The sequence below is a fragment of the Pseudomonas sp. GL_093 genome, from assembly GCF_057837605.1.
Genome location: NZ_CM174448.1, coordinates 242993 through 267852 on the forward strand (window position 1 = coordinate 242993; position 24860 = coordinate 267852).

Sequence of the window (24860 nt, forward strand, 5' to 3'; positions counted from 1 at the left end):
ACACTGCATGAAAAAGGTTCTGTTGTTCACCGCATTGGCGGCTGCCCTGACCGCGGGCCTGGCCCAGGCTGGCGAGAAACTGGTGGTTGCGGCGACCCCGGTTCCACACGCCGAGATTCTGGAACTGATCAAACCCACCCTCGCCAAAGAAGGCGTGGACCTGGAAATCAAAGTCTTCACCGACTACGTTCAGCCGAACGTACAGGTCGACCAGAAGCGTCTGGACGCCAACTACTTCCAGACCCTGCCGTACCTGAAGAGCTTCAATGAAGGCAAAGGCACCCACCTGGTGACCGTGATCGGCGTACACGTCGAACCGTTCGGCGGCTACTCGAAGAAAGTCAAAACCCTGGCTGAGCTGAAAGACGGCGCAACCATCGCTATCCCCAACGAAGGCAGCAACAGCGGCCGCGCCCTGATCCTGCTGCAGAAGGCTGGCCTGATCGAGTTGAAGGACCCGAAAAACGCTCTGGCCACCCCTAAAGACATCGCCAAGAACCCGCACAACTTCAAGTTCAAGGAACTGGAGTCGGCCATGCTGCCGCGTGTTCTGGACCAGGTCGACCTGGACATGATCAACACCAACTACGCGCTGGAAGCAGGTCTGAACCCGGCTAAAGACGCGCTGGTGATCGAAGGTGCAGATTCGCCTTACGTGAACTTCCTGGTGGCTCGTCCGGACAACAAGGACAGCGTTGCCATCCAGAAACTGGCCAAGGCTTTGACCAGTCCTGAAGTGAAAGCATTCATCGAGAAGAAGTACAGCGGTGCGGTATTGCCGGCGTTCTGATTCGCGAGGTAAACCCCTTCAAGGTTTCAACGCCGACGGCTTGTAGAGCGTCGGCGTTTTTTTATTGGGTGTTGGGAATTATTTGGAATGTGAGTTCGGCTTTAGAACCACCCCTCACCCCAGCCCTCTCCCCACGGGGGAGAGGGGGAAAGGGAGCAGATCCTCATGCTTTCCAAAACCTGAGTTCGACTCGATTTGTCAGGTCGATGTCACTCCAAGAACACATCGGTCAGTCCCCTCTACCCTCTGGGGAGAGGGTTAGGGTGAGGGGTGGTTCTAACTACTCCCGCGTATTCAACGCCCTGCGCAACGCCATCAACAACTTCACGATGTCCTGCGGATCCAGCCGCTGTGGCACTTTTGCGTCAGCCATTTTTCTCTTCCTTGTGATGGTTCGGCCGGGGAGTCTGGCCAAAAGCTGTGCATCCTTGGAGGGGGATTCTGAAAAAAAGATCCTTCCTACAGCGCAAAGAAAAATAGTCGTCTTCCGCCGCCACAGCAAATGCGGAGGATAGTTTTTTGCGTGATATCAATATGCTTTAACGGTATTTAAATTCTTCTTTTTATACCTTTAAAGTCGGTGCCTGCCGGATGGTTATCCACCACCCATGGACTGCACCACCGTCGCTTACCCTGCGGCGTCCAGGATGTTCAATGAACTTCGATTACGCATTTATCCTCAGCACCTTGCCGGCGTTTCTTAAAGCCGTGGGCGTGACGCTGCAGGTCGGCTTTATCGCCATCGGCACATCGCTGCTGGTGGCACTGATCAACGCGACGATTCTGGTGTTCCGTACACCGTATCTGCAGCGGCTGGTCGGGCTCTATGTAGAGCTCGCCCGCAATACGCCGCTGCTTATTCAGCTGTTTTTCGTCTACTTCGCCTTGCCGGCACTGGGCATCAAGGTCTCGGGCTTTGCGGCGGCGATCATCACCATGACCTTCCTCGGCGGCGCCTACCTCACCGAAGTGCTGCGTGCCGGCGTTGACGCGGTGCCCCTGGCGCAGCTCGAGTCCGGCCGCTCCATCGGCCTGTCCCACGGGCAATTGCTGCGCTACGTGATCCTGCCGCAAGCCGGCATCCTCAGCCTGCCGTCGCTGTTCGCCAATTTCATTTTCCTGCTCAAGGAAACCACCGTGGTCTCGGCGGTGGCGGTGCCGGAGATTCTCTACACCACCAAAAGCTACATCGCGCTCTACTACAAAACCTACGAAATGCTCGCCGTGCTGACGCTGATTTGCGTGCTGCTGTTTCTACCGCTGTCGCTATTGCTCAGCCGTCTGGAAAGGAGGCTCCAGCATGGCCAGTTCGGGTCTTGAATTGCTGTGGGTGTCGTTGCCGCAACTGGGCAAGGGCGCTGCGCAAACCTTGTCGATCTCTTTCCTGAGCATCGCCATCAGCACCGTTGGCGGCGTGCTTTACGGTGTGCTGCGCACGCTGAATTCGAAATGGCTGAACGCAATCCTGCGCGTTTATCTGGAATTGTTCCGCGCAATTCCGGTGCTGGTCTGGTTGTACTTACTGTTTTTTGGCCTGCCGATTTTCTTCGGCCTGAGCATCCCGAGCTTCTGGTGCGCAGTGCTGGTGTTGTCGTTGTGGGGCGCCAGCGAAGTCGGCGAAGTGGTGCGCGGTGCGTTGCACTCGTTGCCGCGTGGTCAGCGTGAGGCAGGGTTGTCGATCGGCCTGAACGGCCCGCAACTCTACGGCTACGTGCTGTTGCCCCAGGCGCTGAAACGCATGACGCCGCCGACCATCAACGTCTACACGCGGATCATCAAGACCAGCTCGTTGGCGGTGCTGATTGGCGTGGTCGACGTGATCAAGGTCGGCCAGCAGATCATCGAACGCACCTACGAATCGGTGCTGATCTACGGCGCACTGTTCCTGTTTTTCTTTTTCATCTGCTACCCGCTTTCAGCCGCCTCGCGCGTGCTGGAGCGGCGCTGGACGCAAGCATGAGCGCATTAATCGAGTTCAAGGGTTTCAACAAGTTTTTCGGTGAGCAGCAGGTGCTCAAAGAGATCGACCTGCAAGTGAAGTCAGGCGAAGTGATCGTCATCCTCGGCCCCAGCGGCTGCGGTAAAAGCACCTTGCTGCGTTGCCTGAACGGTCTTGAAATCGCCCACAGCGGTAGCTTGAATTTTGCCGGTCGTGAGTTGCTCGACAAGGGCACCGACTGGCGCGAAGTACGGCAGCAGATCGGCATGGTGTTCCAGAGTTATCACCTGTTCCCGCACATGAGCGTGCTCGACAACCTGCTGCTCGGCCCGGTCAAAGTGCAAAAGCGCGACCGTCGCGAGGCCCGTGCCCAGGCTGAAGTGTTGCTTGAGCGCGTGGGGCTTTCGGACAAGCGCGATGCCTTCCCGCGTCAGCTCTCCGGTGGCCAGCAGCAACGCATCGCCATCGTCCGTTCGCTGTGCATGAACCCGAACGTCATGTTGTTCGATGAAGTCACCGCCGCCCTCGACCCGGAAATGGTCAAGGAAGTGCTGGAAGTCATCCAGGGCCTGGCCCGCGAGGGCATGACGCTGTTGATCGTCACCCACGAAATGGCGTTTGCCCGTGCCGTGGCTGACCGCATTGTGTTCATGGATGCCGGGCGAATCCTTGAGCAAAACCCTCCCGAGATTTTCTTTACGAACCCGCAAACCGCACGAGCGCAGCAGTTCCTGGAGAAGTTCTCCTATGTCGCCGCACTACCCAAAACGACTCAAACAAAGGAACTGGAACTGTTATGAAAACTGCCAAGTCTTCTCTGCTGCTACTCCCGCTGCTCGGCCTCGCGTTGCTGGCCGGTTGCAACAAAACCGAAGAACCCGCCAAACCGGCGGCCAGCAGTGCCAGCTATCTGGAAAAAATCAAAGCCCGGGACAAGTTGATCGTCGGTGTCTTCACCGATAAACCGCCGTTTGGTTTCGTCAATGAAGCCGGGCGTTATGTCGGTTTCGATACCGACATCGGCCGTCAATTCGCCAAAGATCTGCTGGGCGATGAGAACAAGGTCGAGTTCGTCGCGGTAGAACCGGCGAGCCGGATTCCGTTCCTGCAAAGTGACAAGGTCGATCTGATCCTGGCCAACATGACCGTTACCCCCGAGCGTAAGGAAGCGGTGGAATTCACCAATCCGAATCTTAAGGTGGCGGTGCAGGCGTTGGTGCCGCAGGCCAGTTCGGTGAAAAACCTTGATGACCTGGCGACTCGCACCACCATTGTCACCACCGGCACTACGGCCGATATATGGCTGACCAAGAATCATCCGGACTGGAAACTGCTCAAGTTCGAGAAAAACTCTGAATCTCTGCAAGCGTTGGCCAATGGGCGCGGCGATGCGTATGCGCAGGACAATCTGGTGCTGTTCAGTTGGGCGAAGCAGAACCCTGGCTATCGCGTGCTGACCCAGACGTTGGGCGCTGAAGCACCGATTGCGCCGGCGGTGAAGAAGGGCAATATCGAGCTGCGTGATTGGGTGAATGTCGAGTTGGCGAAGCTGGGTGAAGAGAAGTTTTTGCTCAAACTGTATGACCAATATGTGCGTAAAGAGCTGAGCGATGACACCAAGCCTGAGAGCGTGATTGTTGAGGGTGGGAAGTGGCAGGGGTGATTTTTCAACTTTTGCGGTGATCTTTCGGCCGTCATCGTCGGAACGCCGCCCGGAGCAGGCTCGCTCCCACATTAGACCGTGTCCGCCGGGACAACTCGGTCAACTGTGGGAGCGAGCCTGCTCGCGATTCGGTTTAACAGGCGCTGATTAGTCCGGCCAATACCAAGCTGGCTCATCCAGCATCCGCTGCCCGACAATCCCGGTCTGGCCCAATGTCTTCTCCAGCACAATGCAATTGCACTCCGGATCCTCCTGCAACGCCGAGATCAACCGCCGCGCATGAGAAACCACCCACACCTGACACTGCTCTGACGCCCGGATAATCAACCGCGCCAACGCAGGCAACAGGTCCGGGTGCAAACTGGTTTCCGGCTCGTTCAGCACCATCAACGTCGGTGGCCGAGGCGTCAACAGCGCCGCCACCAGCAACAAATACCGCAACGTCCCGTCCGACAGCTCGGCCGCTGATAACGGCCGCAACAACCCTTCCTGATAAAACTCGATGGCAAACCGTCCGCCCTGCAACTGCTCGATATTCAAGCGCGCCCCGGGGAACGCGTCGCTGATCGCGGTCTGCAAAGCCTCCGGATCGCCGATTTCGCGGATGGTTTGCAACGCAGCGGCGAGGTCGCGGCCGTCGTGATGCAATACCGGCGTACGGGTGCCCAATTGAGGTTGGCGAACCGGCGCATCGGCGTCGCTGCGAAAGTGATCGTAGAAGCGCCAGCGGCGGATGAGCTCGCGCAGTTGCAGGACTTCCGGTGAGGTGCGCAAGCTGCCGACCTGATCGAACAGGCTGTCGAAATTCGGCGTGTGCTGGGTCAGCACTTCCCAGCTGCGACCTTCGCGAGCGCGGATCATCGGGCCTTCGCGGTCCACCAGCAGGCTGGCGGAGCGGTAGAACGGCCCGGACCAGATGCATTCTTTTTTGATTTCCGGGTCGAGGGCAAAGTACGAGCGCGTCGGTGCCGGCAGGCCCAAGGCAATCGAATAGCTGAAATCTTCCCCGGCAAACCCCAGACGCAGGCGTACTGCGCCGTGTCGAACGGTCGCCTCGATCGGGACTTCGCCATTACGCATCCGTCGGCTGATGTTTTCCGGCCCGGCCCAGAAGGTCGAATCCAGCCCACCCTCGCGGGCCAACGCATTGACCACGCCGCCCTGAGCGGTTTCCGCCAGCAGGCGCAGCGCGCGGTAGAGGTTGGATTTGCCGCTGCCGTTGGGGCCGGTGATCAGGTTCAACCTGCCCAGTGGAATCACCAATTTATTGATCGAGCGGTAATTGGCCACCGCGAGGGTTTTGAGCATGGGAAGCTTCCTGCTGCGTGGTGCGCGATTCTGCCTTATTGTCGACGTCATCGTGCGCCAGGCTTTATTTCAAACCGTGAGGCGCACCCTTGGAACCCTGTTCTAAGCTCACAGTCGTATCGCCATTGGCACGAACGTACAACGCAAAGGAGTCTGCATGGTAGGTCCCGGATTGAAAACAGTGGTTGGCCTGAGCCTCCTTGTCCTGCTGAGCGCCTGTGGCGATAAAAAACCGGTCGAGAAGGACCGCCCTCGGGTGTTCGTGCAAGAGGTCAAATCGGCGGATTACGCGGCGACGGTGACCCTGACCGGTGATGTTCAGGCACGGGTCCAGACCGACCTGTCGTTCCGCGTTGCCGGCAAGATCATTCAGCGTACAGTCGATGTCGGTGATCGGGTTTCGGCCAAACAGGTTCTGGCAAAACTCGATCCCAAGGACCTGCAAACCAGCGTCGACTCGGCTCAGGCGCAGGTTGTTGCCGAACAGGCCCGAGTCAAACAGACCGCCGCCGCTTTCGTTCGCCAGCAAAAACTCCTGCCCAAGGGCTACACCAGCCAGAGCGAGTTCGATTCCGCCCAAGCAGCCTTGCGCAGCAGCCAAAGCGCCCTGACGGCGGCCCAGGCGCAACTGGCCAACGCCCGTGAACAACTGAGCTACACCGCGTTGGTCGCCGACGCGCCGGGGGTGATTACCGCGCGTCAGGCCGAGGTTGGCCAGGTGGTGCAGGCCACCGTGCCGATTTTCAGCCTGGCCCGGGACGGCGAGCGCGACGCGGTGTTCAACGTCTACGAATCGCTGCTGACAGAGCCGCCAGAAGGCAAAACGGTGGTCGTCAGCCTGCTCGACAACCCCGCGATCAAAACCACCGGCAGTGTTCGGGAAATCACCCCGGCCGTCTCCGCGCAGACCGGCACGGTGCAGGTCAAAGTCACTCTCAACGGACTACCGGAAGGCATGCAGCTCGGCTCGGTGGTGAGTGCCACGGCGAAGACGCCGGGCAAATCAGCGGTCGAACTGCCCTGGTCGGCACTGACGAAAAATCTCAGCGACCCGGCCGTATGGCTGGTGGACAGCGAGGGCAAGGCGCAGCTGCACACCGTCACGGTCGGCCGCTACCTGACTGGCAAAGTGATCATCAGCGCTGGCCTGAAGGGTGGCGAAAAAGTCGTCATCGCCGGCGGCCAGTTGCTGCACCCTGGCGTGAAGGTGGAGATCGCCGAAAACACCTATAAGGATTTAGCCGAGGGAGCCCAGCCATGAAGCGTCTGTTACTGGTGTGCGCCGGTGTGATGCTGGTGGCCTGCTCGAAAAAAGAACCGCCGCCGGAGCCGGTGCGCCCGGTATTGTCCATCAAGGTCCAGGCACTGGACGAAGAAAGCCTGGGCCGCTTCGCCGGCAGCATCCAGGCCCGTTATGAAAGCAATGTCGGGTTCCGGGTGCCGGGGCGTATCGCCAGCCGTAACGTCGATGTCGGTGCCGAAGTCGATAAGGGCGCGCTGCTCGCCACGCTCGACCCCACCGATCAGCAGAACCAGTTGCGTTCTGCTCAGGGCAATCTGGCCAGCGTCCAGGCGCAACTCATCAACGCCCAGGCCAACGCCCGGCGTCAGCAAGAGTTATTCGATCGCGGCGTGGGCGCCCAGGCGCAACTCGACATCGCACAGACCGACCTCAAAACCACCCAGGCCTCCCTCGATCAAGCGAAGGCTGCGGTCGATCAGGCCAAGGACCAGCTCAACTACGTCGAACTGCGTGCCGATCACAGGGCCATCGTCACCGCGTGGAACGCCGAAGCCGGGCAAGTCGTCAGCGCCGGCCAGCAAGTGGTGACCCTGGCGCAGCCGGACATCAAGGAAGCCGTGATCGATCTACCGGACACCCTGGTCGACCAGTTACCGGAAGACGTGGTGTTCCAGGTTGCCGTTCAGCTCGACCCGAGCATCGCCACCACTGCCATCGTTCGCGAAATCGAACCTCAGGCGCAAAGCGCGACCCGTACCCGTCGCGCCCGCCTGACACTGACCGACACGCCACCGGGGTTTCGCCTGGGTACGGCGATCAGCGTGACCCTCAGCTCTGCGATCAAACCGCGTATCGAACTGCCCCTGACCGCGCTCCAGGAGGTCGATGGAAAACCGCGGATCTGGGTCATCGACCCGCAGACCCAAACCGTTTCCCCGCGAGACGTCAGCCTGATCAGCCGCACTGATTCAACGATGGTCCTGGCCAACGGAGTGAAGTCCGGCGAGCGAGTGGTCAGTGCCGGCGTGAATAGCCTGAAACCGGGGCAAAAAGTAAAAATCGATGAGGACAGCCCGCAATGAAAGGGAGTTTCAACTTATCCGAATGGGCCCTCAAACATCAGTCGTTTGTCTGGTATTTGATGTTCGTCGCGCTGCTGATGGGCGTGTTCTCGTACATGAACCTCGGCCGCGAGGAAGACCCGTCGTTCACCATCAAAACCATGGTGATCCAGACCCGGTGGCCGGGCGCGACCCAGGAGGAAACCCTCAAGCAGGTCACTGACCGGATCGAGAAAAAACTCGAAGAACTCGACTCGCTCGACTATGTGAAAAGCTACACCCGCCCCGGCGAGTCGACGGTTTTCGTTAACTTGCGTGATACCACCAGCGCCAAGGACATCCCGGAAATCTGGTACCAGGTGCGCAAGAAGATCAACGACATTCGCGGCGACTTCCCACAAGGCCTGCAAGGGCCGGGGTTCAACGATGAGTTCGGTGATGTGTTTGGTTCGGTGTACGCCTTTACTGCAGACGGCTTGTCGATGCGCCAATTGCGCGATTACGTCGAGCAGGTCCGCGCCGAGATCCGCGAAGTGCCGGGGCTGGGCAAGGTCGAGATGGTCGGCGAGCAGGATGAAGTCCTCTACCTGAACTTCTCCACTCGCAAACTGGCGGCGCTGGGCATCGATCAGCGTCAGGTGGTGCAGAGCCTGCAATCGCAAAACGCGGTGACCCCGGCCGGTGTGATAGAGGCCGGTCCCGAGCGGATTTCCGTGCGTACGACGGGGCAGTTTGCCTCTGAGAAAGACCTGGAAAACGTTAACCTGCGGCTCAACGACCGTTTCTACCGCTTGGCCGACGTCGCCGAAATCAGCCGTGGCTACGTTGACCCGGCGACGCCGGAATTCCGCTTTAACGGCCATCCAGCCATCGGCCTCGCCATTGCGATGAAGAAGGGCGGCAACATTCAGGCGTTCGGCAAGGCGCTGCACCAGCGCATGAATGACCTGACCGCCGACCTGCCGGTAGGCGTCGGCGTGCACAACGTTTCCGACCAGGCTGAAGTGGTGGAAAAAGCCGTTGGCGGCTTTACCAGCGCACTGTTCGAAGCGGTGGTGATCGTGCTGATCGTCAGCTTCATCAGCCTCGGCGTGCGCGCCGGGCTGGTGGTGGCGTGCTCGATCCCGCTGGTGCTGGCGATGGTCTTCGTCTTCATGGAATACAGCGGCATTACCATGCAGCGGATTTCCCTCGGCGCGCTGATCATTGCGCTTGGGCTGCTGGTGGACGACGCGATGATCACCGTCGAGATGATGGTCACGCGCCTGGAAATGGGCGAGACCAAGGAGCAGGCGGCCACGTTCGCCTACACCTCGACCGCGTTCCCGATGCTCACCGGTACGTTGGTGACGGTGGCCGGTTTCGTGCCCATCGGCCTGAACGCGAGCTCGGCTGGCGAGTACACCTTCACGCTGTTCGCGGTGATCGCGGTGGCCATGATCGTGTCGTGGATTGTCGCGGTGCTGTTTGCCCCGGTGATCGGCGTGCACATCCTCAGCGCCAACGTGAAGCCTCACGACGCAGAACCGGGGCGCATCGGTCGGGCGTTCAATTACGGCTTGCTTTGGGCCATGCGCAATCGCTGGTGGGCGATCGGCATCACCCTCTTGCTGTTCGTGGCGTCGGTGTTTTCCATGCAGTTCGTGCAGAACCAGTTCTTCCCGTCCTCGGACCGCCCGGAAATTCTCGTCGACCTGAACCTGCCGCAAAACGCATCGATCGCCGAAACCCGCAAGGCTGTGGACAAGCTTGAAGCGACACTCAAGGACGATCCGGACATCGTGCGCTGGAGCACTTACATCGGCGAAGGTGCGATCCGTTTCTACCTGCCGCTCGACCAGCAATTGCAGAATCCGTACTACGCGCAATTGGTCATCGTCAGTAAAGGGCTGGAATCGCGTAACGCGCTTAGCCAGCGCTTGCGCGAGCGGCTGCGCAAAGATTTTGTCGGTATCGGCAGCTACGTCCAGGCGCTGGAAATGGGCCCGCCGGTGGGTCGGCCGATTCAGTACCGGGTCAGTGGCAAGGACATCGATCAGGTGCGCAAGCACGCCATCGCCCTGGCCACCGAACTGGATAAAAACTCACACATCGGCGAGATCATTTACGACTGGAACGAACCGGGCAAAGTCCTGCGCATCGACATCGCCCAGGACAAGGCGCGGCAATTGGGGCTGTCGTCAGAAGACGTGGCCAACCTGATGAACAGCATCGTGGTCGGTGTGCCAGTGACTCAGGTCGATGACGACATCTACCTGATCGACGTGGTGGGGCGTGCGGAAGACGCCGAACGCGGCACCCCGGAAACCCTGCAGAATTTGCAGATCGTCACGCCGGGCGGCACGTCGATTCCGCTGCTGGCGTTCGCTTCCGTGCGTTATGAACTTGAGCAACCGCTGGTCTGGCGCCGCGACCGCAAACCGACCATCACCATCAAGGCGGCGGTGCGCGACGAAATTCAGCCGACCGACCTGGTGAAACAACTCCAGCCCGACATCGATAAATTCGCCGCCAGTTTGCCGGTAGGCTACAAGGTCGCCACCGGCGGCACAGTGGAGGAAAGCGGCAAGGCCCAGGGGCCAATTGCCAAGGTTGTGCCGTTGATGCTGTTTTTGATGGCGACCTTCCTGATGATCCAGTTGCACAGCGTGCAGAAGCTGTTCCTGGTGGCCAGCGTCGCGCCGCTCGGGCTGATTGGCGTGGTGATAGCGCTGATCCCGACGGGCACGCCCATGGGCTTTGTGGCGATCCTCGGCATTCTGGCGCTGATCGGCATCATCATCCGCAACTCGGTGATTCTGGTGACGCAGATCGATGCCCTGGAGAAGGACGGTCATGCACCGTGGGATGCCGTGGTGCAAGCCACGGAGCATCGTCGCCGGCCGATACTGCTGACGGCTGCGGCGGCGAGCCTGGGGATGATCCCGATCGCCCGGGAAGTGTTCTGGGGGCCGATGGCCTACGCGATGATTGGCGGGATTATTATTGCGACGTTGCTGACGCTGCTGTTTTTGCCGGCGCTGTACGTGGCCTGGTACAAAATCCGCGAACCGAAGAAAGAGGCGCAATAGCGAGCGCTACGCGCTCATCGTCGGAACGCCGCCCGGAGCAAGCTCGCTCCCACAGTTGACCGAGTTGTCTAGGCGGACGCGGTTCCCTGTGGGAGCGAGCCTGCTCGCGAAGGCGTCCTGTCAGACTATGCAAGCTTGCGCCAAACACTCGCCAACCAAGGCTGCTGCTCTCGCGGAAGCCCTGCCGGCCGGTAGTAATGCTCCAGCTCCACAAACCCCGCCGTCGTCAGCAATTGCTGCCACGTCTCAAGATCGTGGTACGCCCCATAACGCGGCCCATTCCACCCCTCCTGATTCTCGCCACGCGGATTGGAACTGAACAACACCCCGCCCGGCTTCAAAGCACCGCGCAATTCCTTCAACACCCGAGGCAATTCCTGGCGCGGAATATGAAACAACACCGCATTGGCGAAGATCCCGTCAAAGCGCTCAGCCGGCAAATCCAGCTTCAGAAAATCCTGCTGCCAGACCTCGCAACCACTGTCTTCGCGCGCCATCTGCGCGAACTTTTCCGAGCCATCAAGCCCGACAGCGGTATGGCCCATGCGCGTAAAGGTTTGCAAATCACGACCCGGCCCACAGCCAAAGTCGAGAATATCGAACGGTGCCTCCCCCTGAATATGCCGCAGCAGCGCAGCAATGTTCTGGCTGACATCATGATCGCGAGTCCCTTCGCGAAAACTTTCAGCCACCGAGTTGTAATGGCCCAGGGTGGTGGAGGTGATCTGCTCGAGGTCGGTGGGGGTCTGTTTCATGGTGGGCTGCGCAGGCAATTGGGGTTTGCCAAATATACGCCAAGGCGCCGGTGGCTGCTTCGCAGCCATTCGCGAGCAAGCCCGCTCCCACAGTTGGCCGGCAGTGAACACAAGATTTGTGTACGACGCGATCAATGTGGGAGCGGCGGTGCGGCGATCCGACTTGCTCGCGAAAGCGATATCACTGACAACCAATAACTTCAGCCAGGCTCAACGCTTATTGAGACCCCGAGCCAACCGATCCCCACCCAACTGAATCACCGCCACCAACACCACCAGCAACACAATCACCGTCAACATGATCTGGCTATCAAACCGCTGATACCCGTACCGATAGGCGATGTCCCCCAGCCCACCCGCACCAATTGCCCCCGCCATGGCCGACGAGTTGATCATGGTCACCAGGGTGATGGTGAAACCGCCGACAATCCCCGGCAGCGCTTCGGGCAACAACACATGCCAGACGATATGCCAGCGCCGGCAACCCATCGCCTGCGCCGCTTCGATCAACCCGTGATCAACCTCACGCAAACTGACTTCCGCGATACGCGCAAAGAACGGCGTGGCAGCGATGGTCAGCGGCACCACGGCCGCCCAAACGCCATACGTGGTGCCGACGATCAACCGCGTAAACGGAATCAGCGCCACCATCAAAATCAGAAACGGAATCGAGCGGAACAGGTTCACGAACGCGCCCAACGCACGGTTCAGCGCCGGTGCTTCGTAGATCCCACCCTTGGAGCTGGTGACCAGAATCACCGCCAGCGGAATGCCCGCCAGCAGCGCGATCAATGACGACACACCGACCATCAGGAAGGTGTCGATGAAGCCTTGCAGCAAGCGATCAAACCACATAACCCAGCACCTCCACCTGTTGCGCCCAGTTGCCGGCGCGTTGACGCAATTCCTCTGCGCCGAGGGGCGAACCGGTCACCGCCAGCAGCAATTGCCCGAGGGCATGGCCCTGAATCCGTTCCACGCCACCTTGCAGCAAGCGCACGCGACCGCCGAGGGCACTGAACAACGCGGCCAAGTCCGGCTCGTCGCTCGCGCTGCCGGTGAACTGCAAACGCAGCACAACAGCGGCGTCCGAGGACTGTGGATGTGCCTGCAAGCGGCTTTGCAGTTCCTCCGGCAAACCATGTTGCAACGGCGCCAGCAAGGTTTTGCTGACCTCGTGCTGCGGATTGCCAAAGACTTCCCAGACCGGGCCTTGCTCGACGATTCGTCCGTGTTCCAGCACGACGACTCGATCACAGATATCGCGAATCACCGCCATCTCGTGAGTGATCAGCACGATGGTCAGGCCCAGGCGCTGATTGATCTCGCGCAGCAGGCCGAGGATCGATTGCGTGGTTTCCGGGTCCAGCGCCGAAGTGGCTTCGTCGCACAGCAGAATCGCCGGGTCATGCACCAGTGCCCGAGCGATGCCGACGCGCTGTTTCTGCCCGCCGGAAAGCTGTGCCGGGTAGGCCTTGTGTTTCTCTTGCAGGCCCACCAGTTCCAGCAGTTCGCGGACTTTCTGCTCGCGTTTTTCCTTTGGCACACCGGCGACTTTCAGCGGCAACTCGACGTTCTGCCAAACCGTTTTGGCCGACATCAGGTTGAAGTGCTGGAAGATCATGCCGATGCGCCGACGCAGCGCCACCAGGCGGTCTTCATCGAACTCGCCGATGTCGACCTGATCGATCAACACGCGCCCCGTGCTCGGTTGTTCCAGGCGGTTGATGGTGCGAATCAGCGACGACTTGCCGGCGCCGCTGCGGCCGATGATGCCGAACACTTCACCGCGCTGAATCGCCAGGTCGATGCCGTGCAATGCCGCCACTGGACCTTGCTGACCGTTGTAGGTTTTACCCAGACCGATGAAGCGCACGTGGGCGTGATTCAGGTCTGGGTGCAGTTCGGTTTGTATGGCGTTATGTGGCTCCGGAAGTTCCAGTCGCCGTTGGATAGCGGCCGTCATATTCAGCTTTCCCAACCGGCTTGGTAGAGCTTGCCGTGGGCTTTATCCAGCGCGGCACGAACGGCCGGCGAATGCTGGTAGATGTCGACGAATTTGATCAGGCGCGGGTCGGTTTTGCTTTTCGGCTGGATCACGAACTGGATCACGTATTCCTTGTGATCGAGACCGTCGAACAGCAGGGCGGAGCCGGCATCGAAGGTCTTCGACAAGCGAATGTAGGCTGGGTAACCCTGAACCAGATCGGCGTCGTCATAGGCGCGTACCAGTTGCACGGCTTCGACCTGCAGGATTTTGATTTTTTTCGGGTTGGCGACGATGTCTTCTTCGGTGGCTTTGTAGCCGACGCCCGGTTTGAGGGTGATCAGGCCAGCCTTGGCCAGCAGTTGCAAACCACGACCGCTGTTGATCGGGTCATTGGCGATCGCCACGCTGGCGCCTTCCGGCAGCTCGTCGAAGCTTTTGTATTTCTTCGAGTAGAGACCGACGTTGTTGATAATTCCCGGCGCGAACGGCACCAGGTCAAAACCGGCGGCGGCCTTGGCGTTTTCCAGGAACGGAACGTGCTGGAAGTAGTTCACGTCAATGTCGCCGGCGGCGAGGCTGACGTTGGGCGCGATCCAGTCGCTGAACTCCACCAGGTCGACTTGCAGGCCTTGTTTCTTGGCTTCTTCGACGGCGGCTTCCAAGGGAATGGCGAAAGCGGCGGTGGTGCCGACCTTCAGCGGCGCGTCGGCGGCGAAGGTGATGGAGCTGAAAAGGCCGAGGGCCAGGGCCAGTGCTTTGACTGGGTGAGTTAAGAGTTTCTTGGTCATGATGGTTATTCCAGTCAGTGCATTAAATGTGTGGTGTTTGGTCGGGCCTCTTCGCGAGCAGGCTCGCTCCCACAGTGGATCTTTAGTGGTCGCACAATCCCTGTGGGAGCGAGCCTGCTCGCGAAGCTTTTAGCGCCGGTAGGCCGAGCCAGTGTGTTGCTCGGGCAAATGCGCCTCGCCGTGAAACAGTTTTTCTCGCAGGCTGCCGCTGTCGTAAGCGGTCTTGTACGACCCGCGCCGTTGCAACTCCGGGATCACCAAGTCGATGAAATCCACATAGCTTTCCGGCGTGACAATTCGCGTCAGGTTGAAGCCATCCAGCCCGGTCTCGGCGATCCAAGACTCCAGCTCATCGGCGACTTGCTCAGGCGAACCCACCACGGTGATGTAGCGGCCACCCAGCGCGTGTTGCTCGAGTAATTTGCGGCGGGTCCAGTCGTTGTTTTGCAGGTTCTTGGTAGCGGACTGGATCGCGTTGCTCTTCACGTACTGGATCGGTTCGTCGATGGCGTATTCGGAAAAATCGATCCCGGTGGAGGCCGAGAAATGCGCCACGCCGGCCTCGGCACTGGCGTAGCTCAAGTACTCGGCGTGCTTGGCCCAGGCCAGCGCTTCGGTGGCGCCGACAATCACGTTCAGCCCCATGAACACCTTGATGTCCTCGGGGTTGCGCCCGGCCTCGACGGCGCTGGCGCGCACCTTGTCCACTTGAACCTTGGTCGCCGGTTTGTTCTGGCCGCTGATGAAAACGCACTCGGCATGTCGCCCGGCGAACAGCAAACCGCGATCCGAACTGCCGGCCTGGAACAGCACGGGTGTACGTTGCGGCGACGGTTCGCAGAGGTGATAACCCTCGACCTGATAGAACTCGCCCTTGTGCTCGACCTTGTGCACTTTCTCGGGCTGCGCATAGATCCGCTGTTGCGGATCGTTAAGCACCGCGCCGTTTTCCCAACTGCCTTCCCAGAGTTTGTAGAGCACTTGCAGGTATTCGTCGGCCTGGTCGTAACGACGGTCGTGTTCCACCTGTTCGCTCAGGCCCATGGCTTTGGCGGCGCTGTCGAGGTAGCCGGTGACGATGTTCCAGCCGACCCGGCCGCGACTCAGGTGATCGAGCGTGGACATGCGTCGGGCGAACAGATACGGCGGTTCGTAAGTCAGGTTGGCGGTGAGGCCGAAGCCAAGGTTTTTGGTGACCGCGGCCATGGCCGAGACCAGCAGCAGCGGGTCGTTGACCGGAAGTTGGATCGACTCTTTGAGCGGTACGTCCACCGAGTTTTGGTAGACGTCGTACACGCCGACGATGTCAGCGATGAACAGGCCGTCGAACAGTCCGCGCTCCAGCAATTGCGCCAGTTCGGTCCAGTATTCGATCGTCTTGTATTGGGTTGAAGTGTCCCGTGGATGTGTCCACAGACCATGGTTGATGTGCCCGATGCAGTTCATGTTGAACGCGTTGAGCAGGATCTTCTTTTTGCCATCGGCCATCAGATGGTCCCCCGCAGTGGCGGGTTTTCATCGTTGAGGTAGTAGTTGCCGATGGCGTGATATTTCCAGCGCACCGGGTCGTGCAGGGTGTGCACCCGAGCGTTGCGCCAGTGACGGTCCAGACCATGTTCGATCAGAGTTGCCTGGCTGCCGGTCAGTTCAAACAGCGTGCTGCCAGCGGCGAGGGAAATCTCGGTACTGATGGCGCGGGCTTCAGCGACGGCAATCGACGCGGCGGCGACGGTCTCGGCGTTGGTCTTGGCCTGAGCCTTGTCGAGGAATTCGCCGGAGCGTTCCAGCAAGGCTTCGGCGGCGTGCAGACGAATGCTCAAGTGGCCGAAGCTCTTGATGGTGAGTGGGTCTTCGGTGGCTTTGTCATTGCCGGAATCGATCCACGGCCGGGTCTTGGTGCGCACGAAGTGCAGCGCATCTTCATAGGCAGCACGGGCGATACCGGTGTCGATAGCGGCGTGGAGGATCTGCGCCAGCGGGCCGACGGTGGTCGGGCGCTCGAACGCGCTCTGAAACGGGATCACGTCTTCGGCGGCGACGTAAACATCTTCAAACACCACCGAACCGCTGCCGGTGGTGCGCTGACCGAAGCCGCTCCAATCGTCGATCACTGTCAGACCCTTGGCGTTACGAGGGACGAAAGCGAGTTGCTGAACACCGTTTTCGTCCACCACCGACGTCGGAATGCGCTGGGCATAAATCGCCCCAGTGGCGTAGAACTTACGGCCGTTGATGCGATAGCCGTCACGTTCTCCGTGCAGATCAGGGGTCAGACTGGTGACGCGGTCATGGGCATTTTTGGTGCCCAGTTCCGCGAGGGCATTGCCGAAGCGTTGACCGGCCAATACTTCTGCGTACAGGCGCTTTTTCTGCTCTTCGCTGCCATTCACCCGCAACACTTCGAGCGCGTAGAAATGGTTCTGCGGGATCTGGCCGAGGGAACCGTCAGCTTGGGCTATCAGCGCGATCACCTTGGCCAGGGTGACGTTGGAAACCCCGGCGCCGCCATATTCTTTTGGCACGCTGATGCCCCAAAGACCCGAGCGGGAAAACACTTCCAGTTCCGGGTGTGGCAAACGGCGTTCGCGGTCGCGCAAGGCGCTGTCGCGTTTGAAATCTTCGGCCAGGTCACTGGCGACGATCAGGGCTTGCTCATCGCTGGTTATGACCGCGACGTGGTGAGAAAGAGTCATGTGTTTCTCCAGAGATCTGGTCAAAAGTGTTCTGGTCGTTAGATCCAGGAGTGCCGTGCGGGCAGCGTGCCGTTCAGGTGATAGGTGCCGACGGCGTGATATTTCCAGCGCACCGGGTCGTGCAGCGTGTGCACGCGGGCGTTGCGCCAGTGGCGGTCGAGGTTGAATTCGGCGAGGGTGGCGCGGCTGCCGGCCAGTTCGAAAAGCTTTTCGCTGGCCAGCAGCGAGATCTCGGTGGTCAGCACTTTGGCTTCGGCCACGGCAATCGAAGCGCGGGCGGCGGACTCGGCGGTGAGCTGTGCGGCATTGACTTGATCGAGCACTTGCCCGGCCTTGCGCAGCAGCGCTTCGGCGGCGTGTAGTTCGATCTTCAATTTGCCAATGTCGGCGATCACATAGAGGTCGTCGCTGGCCCGTTCGACCTTGGCGTCGATCCACGGTCGTGCGCGGGTTTTCACGAACGCGATGGCGTCGTCGATGGCGCCCCGGGCGATGCCGGCGTCAATGGCTGCTTGAATCAGCTGCGACACGGCACCCTGAATGTTCGGGCTGTCATTGATCTTCCAGTTGTCCACCACCAGCTCGGCGTCGACCTGCACGTTGTTGAGCAAAATGGTGCCGCTGGCGGTGGTGCGTTGGCCGAAGCCCGACCAGTCATCAACGATGCGCAAGCCCGGTGTGCCGCGACGAACGAAGGCCAAAACCTGCTTGCCGTCGTCGTTCAGCGCCTTGACGGCGACCCAGTGGGCGAACAGGGCGCCGGTGGAATAGAACTTCTGCCCGTTGAGGACGAAGCCGTCGCCGCTGGCGGTGATTCGTGCCTTGAGTTCGAGTGTGTTTTTGGTGCCGCGCTCAGGTCCCGCGTTACCGATTCGCCAACCGTCGAGCACGCTTTTGAACAGCTGTTTTTTTTGCGATTCGGTGGCGCTGCCGAGCACCAGGTTGAGAATGCCGAACTGGTTTTGCGGGATCTGTCCCAATGCCGGGTCGGCCGCGGAAATGATCGCGAAGACTTCGGCCAAAGTGACGAACGAAACCTGTGGGCCACCGTACTCACGCGGGATGGCAATGCTGCCCAGGCCGCTGCGGGTGAACTGTTCGATTTCCGACCACGGCAGCTTGCGCTGCTGGTCACGTTTGGCTGCTTGCAGACGGGCGACTTGCGCCAGTTCATGGGCGGCCTTGATGGCTTGTGCGTCGTTGCGCAAGACCTGCGCGGGCAACAACAGGGGGGCGATGTCCAGATCACTCTGGACGATTGCATCTGCCAGACTGGACATCAGTGCCGCTCCTTGGCTGCACGCAATGCCCTGGCGATCTGCACTGGGGTGATTGTGTTCCGGACCATACCTACCTCACATCTCATGGAAACGTCGCGATGGTTGCGACGAACGAAAACAAGAATGTCCGGTGGTCCGGTGCATATACCCTAAGCGCGTATAAAAAATTAATAAACTAACTTTTAGGAATATGCATAGAAGACGGTACGCCAGATTCATGTAGCAGCTGGCGAAGCCTGCGTTCGGCTGCGCAGCAGTCGTCAAACCTGAGCTCGCGGTTTAACTGAATGACCGCAGTGTCTGATTTCACGACTGCTACGCAGCCGAACGCAGGCTTCGCCAGCTGCTACAAGGGATCTCAGTATTTGCGGGGTTCGGCGGCCATGAGCATTTCTTTCGGCCGGGCCTTCAAGTAGGGATTGGCGCAACCGATCTTCAGCCGGCGCGGGGGCGCCCAGCGGGAGTTGTTACCCACCCGGTCGAGGATGCAGTAAGTCACTTCCAGCCGCAGGTCTTCGCCGGCTTCGAGAATGATCGCCGGCGGCACCCAGACCTGGATCGGCTGGCCGACATCGCCGGCCTTGAGTCGTGGCAGATCCATGCGCACATCGCCCCAGCGCAGGGTGATTTCGTCGTCGATGGCCATGTTCAGGTAAGGCTCGATGGTCAACGGAACGCCGCGCTTGATCTGGTTCGGATTGACTCCCTGACGGCGAATGGTCTCGGGGATATTCACGGGCTCCAGACTCTGGTTTTCATCGCCGCACAGCGCAGACGGTTGGCCGCCGGGGCAGTCGAGTTTGATTTGCACCCGTCTGATGGCTGAAAGGGTTGGCCCTTGCCCGATCTGCATGATCCGGTAGTGAACGCGCGAGGTGCCATTGGCGATAAAGCTTTCGGGCACACGCAGTTGGACCGGTTGGCCGACATCGTCGGCCGTCAGCACTCTGGAGGCCACGTAGCAGTTATCCCAGAACAGTTCGATCAGGTCGCCTTCGTCCATGCCGGAGTAGGGCGCCACATCGATCAGCAGGTGCGCCGCCGAAGTGATGTTGATGCAGGTCTTGTGAGATTGCGCCAGGGTCGGGGCCGCAAGTTCGGGTTTGTTCGAAGTGCTTGTCATGGGGTTTCTCCTTGAAGCCTTGCAGCGAAAGTCCGTTTCTGAAAGTTAGAAAGGCGTGAATTACCGAGCAACAAAACTGTTCACCATATGTGAAATTAAATAGTGAATGAGTGCGAGGTTAGACGCCTGTTGGAGACTAGATAAGAGTGCGCTTGAATAGGTGTCAATAGAGCTGGCTAGTTAAGTATGGGATCTAGTGTTATTCAGAAAATTCCTACGCATTGAAGTTAATAAGCCGCACCACTCTGTCGAACTTGGCCTTGGTTTATGGGGTTTTATTGCATTGTTGACGACGAGGAACGGTTCGATGATGGCGCCGAGTTTGGCGAATTTTAGGCGAGGTTATTCTGTTGCAGGACATATATATGTACCGCACGCAGCTCTAAAAAATTATCTATTGTTCAGATGGATGAATAAACGAAGAGAGCGTAGCGAGAGATTTTGTTAGTAGGGGTAGTTGTCACTTCCATCCGTGGAAGTTAACAAGTAGTGAAGCGATGTTTCAGTGGTGAGCGTTATTCAGAAACTTGCTGAGAAACTGCTTCGTCCGCTCTTCTTTCGGGTTGGCAAACAGCGCCTTGGCTTCGCCTTGTTCGACGATCACACCCTTGTCGAAAAACACCACGCGGTTCGCCACGTCCCGGGCAAAGCCCATTTCGTGGGTGACGATGACCATGGTGCGTCGCTCTTCGGCGAGGCTGCGGATGGTCGCCAGCACTTCACCCACCAGCTCCGGGTCGAGGGCTGAGGTGGGTTCGTCGAACAGAATCACTTCCGGCTCCATCGCCAGCGCGCGGGCAATCGCCACACGCTGTTGCTGACCACCGGAAAGGCGACGCGGGTACGCGTCTTCCTTGCCCGCCAGGCCGACCCTGGCCATCAGCTTTTTACCCAGGGCAACGGCTTCGGCGTGCGGGATCTTCTTTACGATGATCGGGCCTTCGATAACGTTTTCCAGGGCGGTGCGATGAGGGAACAGGTTGAAGTTCTGGAACACGAAACCCACGTGCTGGCGTAAACGTCGCACCAGGCCTTGCTGCTGGTTCAGCGGACGGCTGCCATCGATCTCGATGTCACCGACCTTGATCCGGCCGCTGGTGGGTTCTTCCAGGAAATTCAGGCAACGCAGGAACGTGGTTTTACCCGAGCCGCTAGGCCCGATGATCGCCACCACCTCGCCTTCCTTCACTTCCAGATCGATGCCGTTGAGCACCACTTGACCCTTGAACTGCTTTGTCAGTTTTTCCACGACAATCATTGGGTCAGGACTCCTGGTCGTGCCGATTGACCCGCGCTTCCAACTGATTCTGGAAGTGCGACAGCACCGTGGCCAGAATCCAGTAGATCAGCGCGGCGGCAAGGTACATGGTGAAAATTTCAAAGGTACGGGCGGTAATCAGCTGCGCCTGACGGAACAGTTCCGGCACCTGAATAGTGGCTGCCAGCGCGGTGTCCTTCACAAGCGAAATGAAGCTGTTGCCCAGCGGTGGCAGAGCCGTGCGCATTGCTTGCGGCAAGATGGCCCGGCGCAGGGTCTGCGCGCGGGTCATGCCGATACTCGCGGCGGCTTCCCACTGACCGCGCTCGATGGAGCTGATCGCGGCGCGGAGGATTTCGCAGGCATAGGCCGCCATGTTCAGCGAGAAGCCGATCAGGGCCGCCGGCAGCGGATCAAGTTCGATGCCCAATTGCGGCAAGCCGTAATAGATCACGAACAGTTGCACCAGCAACGGCGTGCCGCGAAAGAACGACACGTAGATGCGGGCGATCCAGCTCACCAGTTTGAAGCGCGACAGGCGCATCAACGCCAGGCCGAAGCCCATCACCAGGCCGAAGAACATCCCGCCCAGGCTCAGGATCACCGTGTAGTACGCGCCCTTCAGCAGGAAGGGCGCGGAATCCAGCGCGAGTTGGAAAGCTTCTTCCATTATTTAGTGACGTCAGCGCTGAAGTACTTTTCCGAAAGCTTTTTCAGCGTACCGTCGGCACGCAGCTTGTCGATGGCCTTGTTCACTGCTGCCAGCAGCTCAGGCTCGCCTTTGCGCAGGGCAACGCCGGCTTCCTGACGGGAGAACGCTTCACCAGCGGCGGAAGTGTCCTTGGCCTTCTTGGCGTATTCCAGCGCGGCGAGGCGGTCGATCAGAATGGCGTCGGTGCGGCCGTTACGCAGGTCTGCGAACTTGCTCGGATCATCTTCGTAGGTGCGCACGTCAGCGGTCGGCACGTTGGCTTTCACCCATTGCTCATAGTTGGTGCCCAAGCCTACGCCGACTTTCTTGCCACCCAAGTCGGCGGCAGTCTTGATGTTCAGCTCGGCAGCCTTCTTGGTCAGCACCAGCGCCTGAATCCCGGAAACGGTGTACGGCTCGGAGAAGTCATACTTCTTCTTGCGCTCTTCGGAGATGGTCACCTGGTTGATCACAGCGTCCAGACGTTTGGATTCCAGCGCCGCGAGGATGCCGTCCCATTTGGTCGGCTGCAGTTTGACCTTCACGCCCAGCTCTTTGGCCAGGGCTTCGGAAAACTCGACTTCGAAGCCGGCCAGTTTGCCGTCGGCGTCGACGAAACTGAACGGTGGGTAAGTGCCTTCCAGGCCAACGTTGATCACGCCGGCGTCTTTGATTTTTTGCAGCTGCTCACCGGCAACCGCTTGCCCCAGCAGACCGGCGCTCAGCGCCAGGCCCAGCGAACCTACCAGCAGATTTCGTCGTAGTGCGGAAAAATTCATGACAAGCCCCTGTGTTTTCTTATGAAGACGCTTTTAGGAATGTTGGCAAATTCGGGATTTGAACGACTGCAATATCCTGCCCTAAAGCATCGTATGCGTCTCGCTGCAAATTCGCCTGCGGCGTGACTATATGATGGCGCTTTTAGATAGGAAAATAATAAATATCAACTTTGTTATTCTTTTTTGAGCTAATAGATCGTTCCCACGCAGGAGCGTGGGAACGATCGGCTACAAAAAGTCTTTATAGGCAAACAACGCCGGCGCCCCGCCGGTGTGCAGGAAGATGATCGGGCCGTCATTGAAGCGCTGGCGGCCGATGCCATCGAGCAATCCCGCCATGGCCTTGCCGGTATAAACCGGGTCCAGCAGCAAACCTTCCTGACTCGCCACCAGCTTCACGGCGGCCAACGTCCCGGCATTCGGTTCGCCGTAGCGCGGGCCGAAATACTCGTCCCACAACTCGACCTTGAAACTCGCTGGCAGGCTCACGCCCAGCAGCTCGGCAGTGCGCTCGGCGAGGCCTTGGACTTTCGGGCGCTGGTCTTCGTCGCTGCGAGAAACTGTGACACCAATCACTGGCAAATCCGGCAGAGCTTCACTCAACGCCAGCGCCAGACCGCTATGGGTCCCGGCGCTGCCCGAGGCCAAAACCACGGCCGCGAATGTCAGCCCGGTGTCCTTGATCTGCTCGGCCAATTCCAGCCCGGCGCGCACATAACCCAAAGCACCCAACGCATTGGAGCCACCAATCGGCACCAGATACGGCTTCTTGCCGTTGTTGCGCAGGCGATCGGCCAGGGCCTGCAGTTGTTCGTCGGCGTTGTCGAGGTTTTCCACCAGCTCGACCTTGGCGTCGAACAGGTCCAGCAACAGTCGATTGCCATTACCGACATAGTTAGCGTCGTCGGTACCCAGGGGATTTTCCAGCAACGCAACGCAGCTTAGGCCAAGCTTGGCCGCAATGGCGGCAGTCTGGCGCACGTGGTTGGACTGAAGCGCGCCAGCAGTGATCAAGGTGTCGGCGCCTTGTGCCAGTGCATCGGCCGCCAGGTATTCGAGCTTGCGCAGCTTGTTGCCGCCCATCGCCAGCGGCGTCAGATCATCACGCTTGACGTACACATCGCGACCCAACCAGGCCGACAGGCGTTCGAGTTTTTCCAGGGCGGTAGGATGACCGAGCAGGTCGAGGCGGTTAAAGCGGGCAAGCTGTTGTTTGATCATGGGGTCCGTACTGGCGGAGGGAGATGACAGGACTATAGGCACGCCTATTTAGCGGGGCAACTGCCAATCGGCCTTATGCCAAAAAGTGCTGAGCACAGCACAATCAGTTCTTAATTCGGCTTCCAGACCATGCCGTAAAGTAATCGCGGTTAACGCGGCCAGACAGTCCGGCCGCCCGTGAGGAGTTTTTACCGTGAGCGAGCGTTCCAGTCATTGGCAACTGCAGACCATCGTCAGCCAACTGCGCACGGCGCGTGATCAGTGGCGCTTACAAAATGGTCGCGCCAGCACCGAACAGGGTGGTCGCGAGTTGCCTTCCCGAGCGGCCATGGCAGAGATTCTCGAAGCCCTCTGCGGCGCGTTGTTCCCGATGCGCCTCGGCCCGGTGGATTTGCGCGAGGAGAGTGAAGACTTCTACGTCGGCCACACGCTGGACGTTGCATTGAACGCGTTGCTGGCTCAGGCGCGACTCGAATTGCGCTACGCCGCTCGCCACAGTGCCCAGGCCGACACTGAAGTCGAGGCCAAGACCATTCAGATCATTCAGGACTTCGCCCTCGCATTGCCGGGGCTGCGCAGCCTGCTCGACACCGACGTGCTGGCGGCCTATCACGGCGATCCGGCGGCTCGCAGTGTCGATGAAGTGTTGCTGTGCTATCCGGGGATTCTGGCGGTGATTCACCATCGCCTGGCCCATCATTTGTACCGTGCCGGATTGCCGCTGCTGGCACGGATCAGCGCGGAAATCGCGCACTCGGCCACTGGTATCGACATTCACCCAGGCGCGCAGATTGGCCGCAGCTTCTTCATCGATCACGGGACGGGTGTGGTGATCGGCGAGACCGCCATCATCGGCGAGCGTGTGCGGATTTATCAGGCCGTGACGTTGGGCGCCAAGCGCTTCCCGGCGGATGAAGACGGTCAGTTGCAGAAGGGGCAGCCGCGACATCCGATTGTCGAGGATGACGTGGTGATCTATGCCGGTGCGACGATTCTGGGGCGGATCACCATCGGCAAAGGCTCGACCATTGGCGGTAATGTCTGGCTGACCCGCAGCGTGCCGGCTGCGAGCAACCTGACTCAGGCGAATCTGCAGCATGATGATGGGACACAGAAGTAGATCCGGAATCTCGACTGACTGATCCGGCCTCATCGCGAGCAGGCTCGCTCCCACAGGGTTTTTATGGTGTTCACAATGGTGTGGACT

General features: G+C 59.5%; 22 protein-coding genes. 9 read left to right on the top strand and 13 right to left on the bottom strand.

Annotated features, from left to right (window positions below; translation table 11 throughout):
* Positions 1–7: 7 nt before the first annotated feature.
* The 5 genes from AC3IUE_RS01050 (at position 8) to AC3IUE_RS01070 (ending at position 4392) form a co-directional block, all read left to right on the top strand.
* Positions 8–790 (top strand): MetQ/NlpA family ABC transporter substrate-binding protein, encoded by a 783-nt coding sequence (locus tag AC3IUE_RS01050; RefSeq protein WP_033058537.1) that lies wholly within the window; start codon positions 8–10, stop codon positions 788–790.
* A gap of 654 nt (positions 791–1444) precedes the next feature.
* A complete protein-coding gene (locus tag AC3IUE_RS01055; protein ID WP_489265058.1) occupies positions 1445–2110 on the top strand; it encodes an amino acid ABC transporter permease in 666 nt (221 codons plus the stop codon).
* Positions 2091–2750, top strand: coding sequence for an amino acid ABC transporter permease (locus tag AC3IUE_RS01060; RefSeq protein WP_223415282.1), 660 nt, complete (start codon positions 2091–2093; stop codon positions 2748–2750). The genes AC3IUE_RS01055 and AC3IUE_RS01060 overlap by 20 nt, the downstream gene beginning before the upstream one ends.
* A complete protein-coding gene (locus tag AC3IUE_RS01065; RefSeq protein WP_489265061.1) occupies positions 2747–3529 on the top strand; it encodes an amino acid ABC transporter ATP-binding protein in 783 nt (260 codons plus the stop codon). Before AC3IUE_RS01060 ends, AC3IUE_RS01065 begins: the two co-directional genes overlap by 4 nt.
* On the top strand, positions 3526–4392 hold the full coding sequence (locus AC3IUE_RS01070; RefSeq protein ID WP_489265063.1) for a transporter substrate-binding domain-containing protein: 867 nt from the start codon (positions 3526–3528) through the stop codon (positions 4390–4392). The genes AC3IUE_RS01065 and AC3IUE_RS01070 overlap by 4 nt, the downstream gene beginning before the upstream one ends.
* A gap of 147 nt (positions 4393–4539) precedes the next feature.
* Here AC3IUE_RS01070 and AC3IUE_RS01075 read toward each other — a convergent pair whose 3' ends face one another.
* Positions 4540–5700, bottom strand: a complete 1161-nt coding sequence (locus tag AC3IUE_RS01075) for an AAA family ATPase (RefSeq protein ID WP_489265065.1) — start codon at positions 5698–5700, stop codon at positions 4540–4542.
* 157 nt (positions 5701–5857) lie between these two features.
* On the opposite strand from AC3IUE_RS01075, the gene AC3IUE_RS01080 reads away from it, so the two are divergent.
* Genes AC3IUE_RS01080 through AC3IUE_RS01090 form a run of 3 tightly spaced genes read left to right on the top strand, consistent with a single transcriptional unit; the run spans position 5858 to position 11075 of the window.
* Positions 5858–6961: an efflux RND transporter periplasmic adaptor subunit gene (locus tag AC3IUE_RS01080; protein WP_489265067.1), complete on the top strand. Its 1104-nt coding sequence runs from the start codon at positions 5858–5860 to the stop codon at positions 6959–6961.
* A complete protein-coding gene (locus AC3IUE_RS01085) occupies positions 6958–8025 on the top strand; it encodes an efflux RND transporter periplasmic adaptor subunit (RefSeq protein WP_489265069.1) in 1068 nt (355 codons plus the stop codon). Before AC3IUE_RS01080 ends, AC3IUE_RS01085 begins: the two co-directional genes overlap by 4 nt.
* Entirely contained in the window at positions 8022–11075 is a 3054-nt protein-coding gene (locus AC3IUE_RS01090; protein ID WP_489265071.1) for an efflux RND transporter permease subunit, read from the top strand. The genes AC3IUE_RS01085 and AC3IUE_RS01090 overlap by 4 nt, the downstream gene beginning before the upstream one ends.
* A 125-nt stretch (positions 11076–11200) precedes the next feature.
* Here the strand turns inward: AC3IUE_RS01090 and AC3IUE_RS01095 are convergent, their stop codons facing one another.
* The 12 genes from AC3IUE_RS01095 to AC3IUE_RS01150 form a co-directional block, all read right to left on the bottom strand.
* Entirely contained in the window at positions 11201–11830 is a 630-nt protein-coding gene (locus AC3IUE_RS01095; RefSeq protein ID WP_489265073.1) for a class I SAM-dependent methyltransferase, read from the bottom strand.
* 210 nt (positions 11831–12040) lie between these two features.
* Positions 12041–12685, bottom strand: a complete 645-nt coding sequence (locus AC3IUE_RS01100) for a methionine ABC transporter permease (RefSeq protein WP_030128490.1) — start codon at positions 12683–12685, stop codon at positions 12041–12043.
* On the bottom strand, positions 12675–13796 hold the full coding sequence (locus tag AC3IUE_RS01105; RefSeq protein WP_489265076.1) for a methionine ABC transporter ATP-binding protein: 1122 nt from the start codon (positions 13794–13796) through the stop codon (positions 12675–12677). Before AC3IUE_RS01105 ends, AC3IUE_RS01100 begins: the two co-directional genes overlap by 11 nt.
* Before the next feature lie 2 nt (positions 13797–13798).
* Positions 13799–14608, bottom strand: coding sequence for a MetQ/NlpA family ABC transporter substrate-binding protein (locus tag AC3IUE_RS01110; protein WP_056745639.1), 810 nt, complete (start codon positions 14606–14608; stop codon positions 13799–13801).
* Between the two features lie 129 nt (positions 14609–14737).
* Positions 14738–16096, bottom strand: coding sequence for an LLM class flavin-dependent oxidoreductase (locus tag AC3IUE_RS01115; RefSeq protein ID WP_489265078.1), 1359 nt, complete (start codon positions 16094–16096; stop codon positions 14738–14740).
* Entirely contained in the window at positions 16096–17301 is a 1206-nt protein-coding gene (locus AC3IUE_RS01120; RefSeq protein ID WP_489265080.1) for an SfnB family sulfur acquisition oxidoreductase, read from the bottom strand. The genes AC3IUE_RS01115 and AC3IUE_RS01120 overlap by 1 nt, the downstream gene beginning before the upstream one ends.
* A gap of 38 nt (positions 17302–17339) precedes the next feature.
* Positions 17340–18581 carry an SfnB family sulfur acquisition oxidoreductase gene (locus tag AC3IUE_RS01125; protein WP_489265082.1) on the bottom strand — a complete coding sequence of 414 codons (1242 nt, stop codon included), beginning with the start codon at positions 18579–18581 and terminating at the stop codon, positions 17340–17342.
* Positions 18582–18939: 358 nt separating this feature from the next.
* Positions 18940–19704: a hypothetical protein gene (locus tag AC3IUE_RS01130; RefSeq protein WP_489265084.1), complete on the bottom strand. Its 765-nt coding sequence runs from the start codon at positions 19702–19704 to the stop codon at positions 18940–18942.
* A 502-nt stretch (positions 19705–20206) separates the two neighbouring features.
* A complete protein-coding gene (tcyN, locus tag AC3IUE_RS01135) occupies positions 20207–20962 on the bottom strand; it encodes an L-cystine ABC transporter ATP-binding protein TcyN (RefSeq protein ID WP_056745630.1) in 756 nt (251 codons plus the stop codon).
* A 4-nt stretch (positions 20963–20966) separates the two neighbouring features.
* Positions 20967–21632 (bottom strand): cystine ABC transporter permease, encoded by a 666-nt coding sequence (gene tcyL, locus AC3IUE_RS01140; RefSeq protein ID WP_462000434.1) that lies wholly within the window; start codon positions 21630–21632, stop codon positions 20967–20969.
* Positions 21632–22432 carry a cystine ABC transporter substrate-binding protein gene (gene tcyJ / locus AC3IUE_RS01145; protein ID WP_056745625.1) on the bottom strand — a complete coding sequence of 267 codons (801 nt, stop codon included), beginning with the start codon at positions 22430–22432 and terminating at the stop codon, positions 21632–21634. Before tcyJ ends, tcyL begins: the two co-directional genes overlap by 1 nt.
* A 228-nt stretch (positions 22433–22660) precedes the next feature.
* Complete coding sequence (locus AC3IUE_RS01150) at positions 22661–23653, bottom strand: D-cysteine desulfhydrase (RefSeq protein ID WP_489265087.1); 993 nt, start codon at positions 23651–23653, stop codon at positions 22661–22663.
* Positions 23654–23846: 193 nt separating this feature from the next.
* On the opposite strand from AC3IUE_RS01150, the gene epsC reads away from it, so the two are divergent.
* A complete protein-coding gene (gene epsC / locus AC3IUE_RS01155) occupies positions 23847–24773 on the top strand; it encodes a serine O-acetyltransferase EpsC (RefSeq protein WP_201184239.1) in 927 nt (308 codons plus the stop codon).
* Positions 24774–24860: the final 87 nt, after the last annotated feature.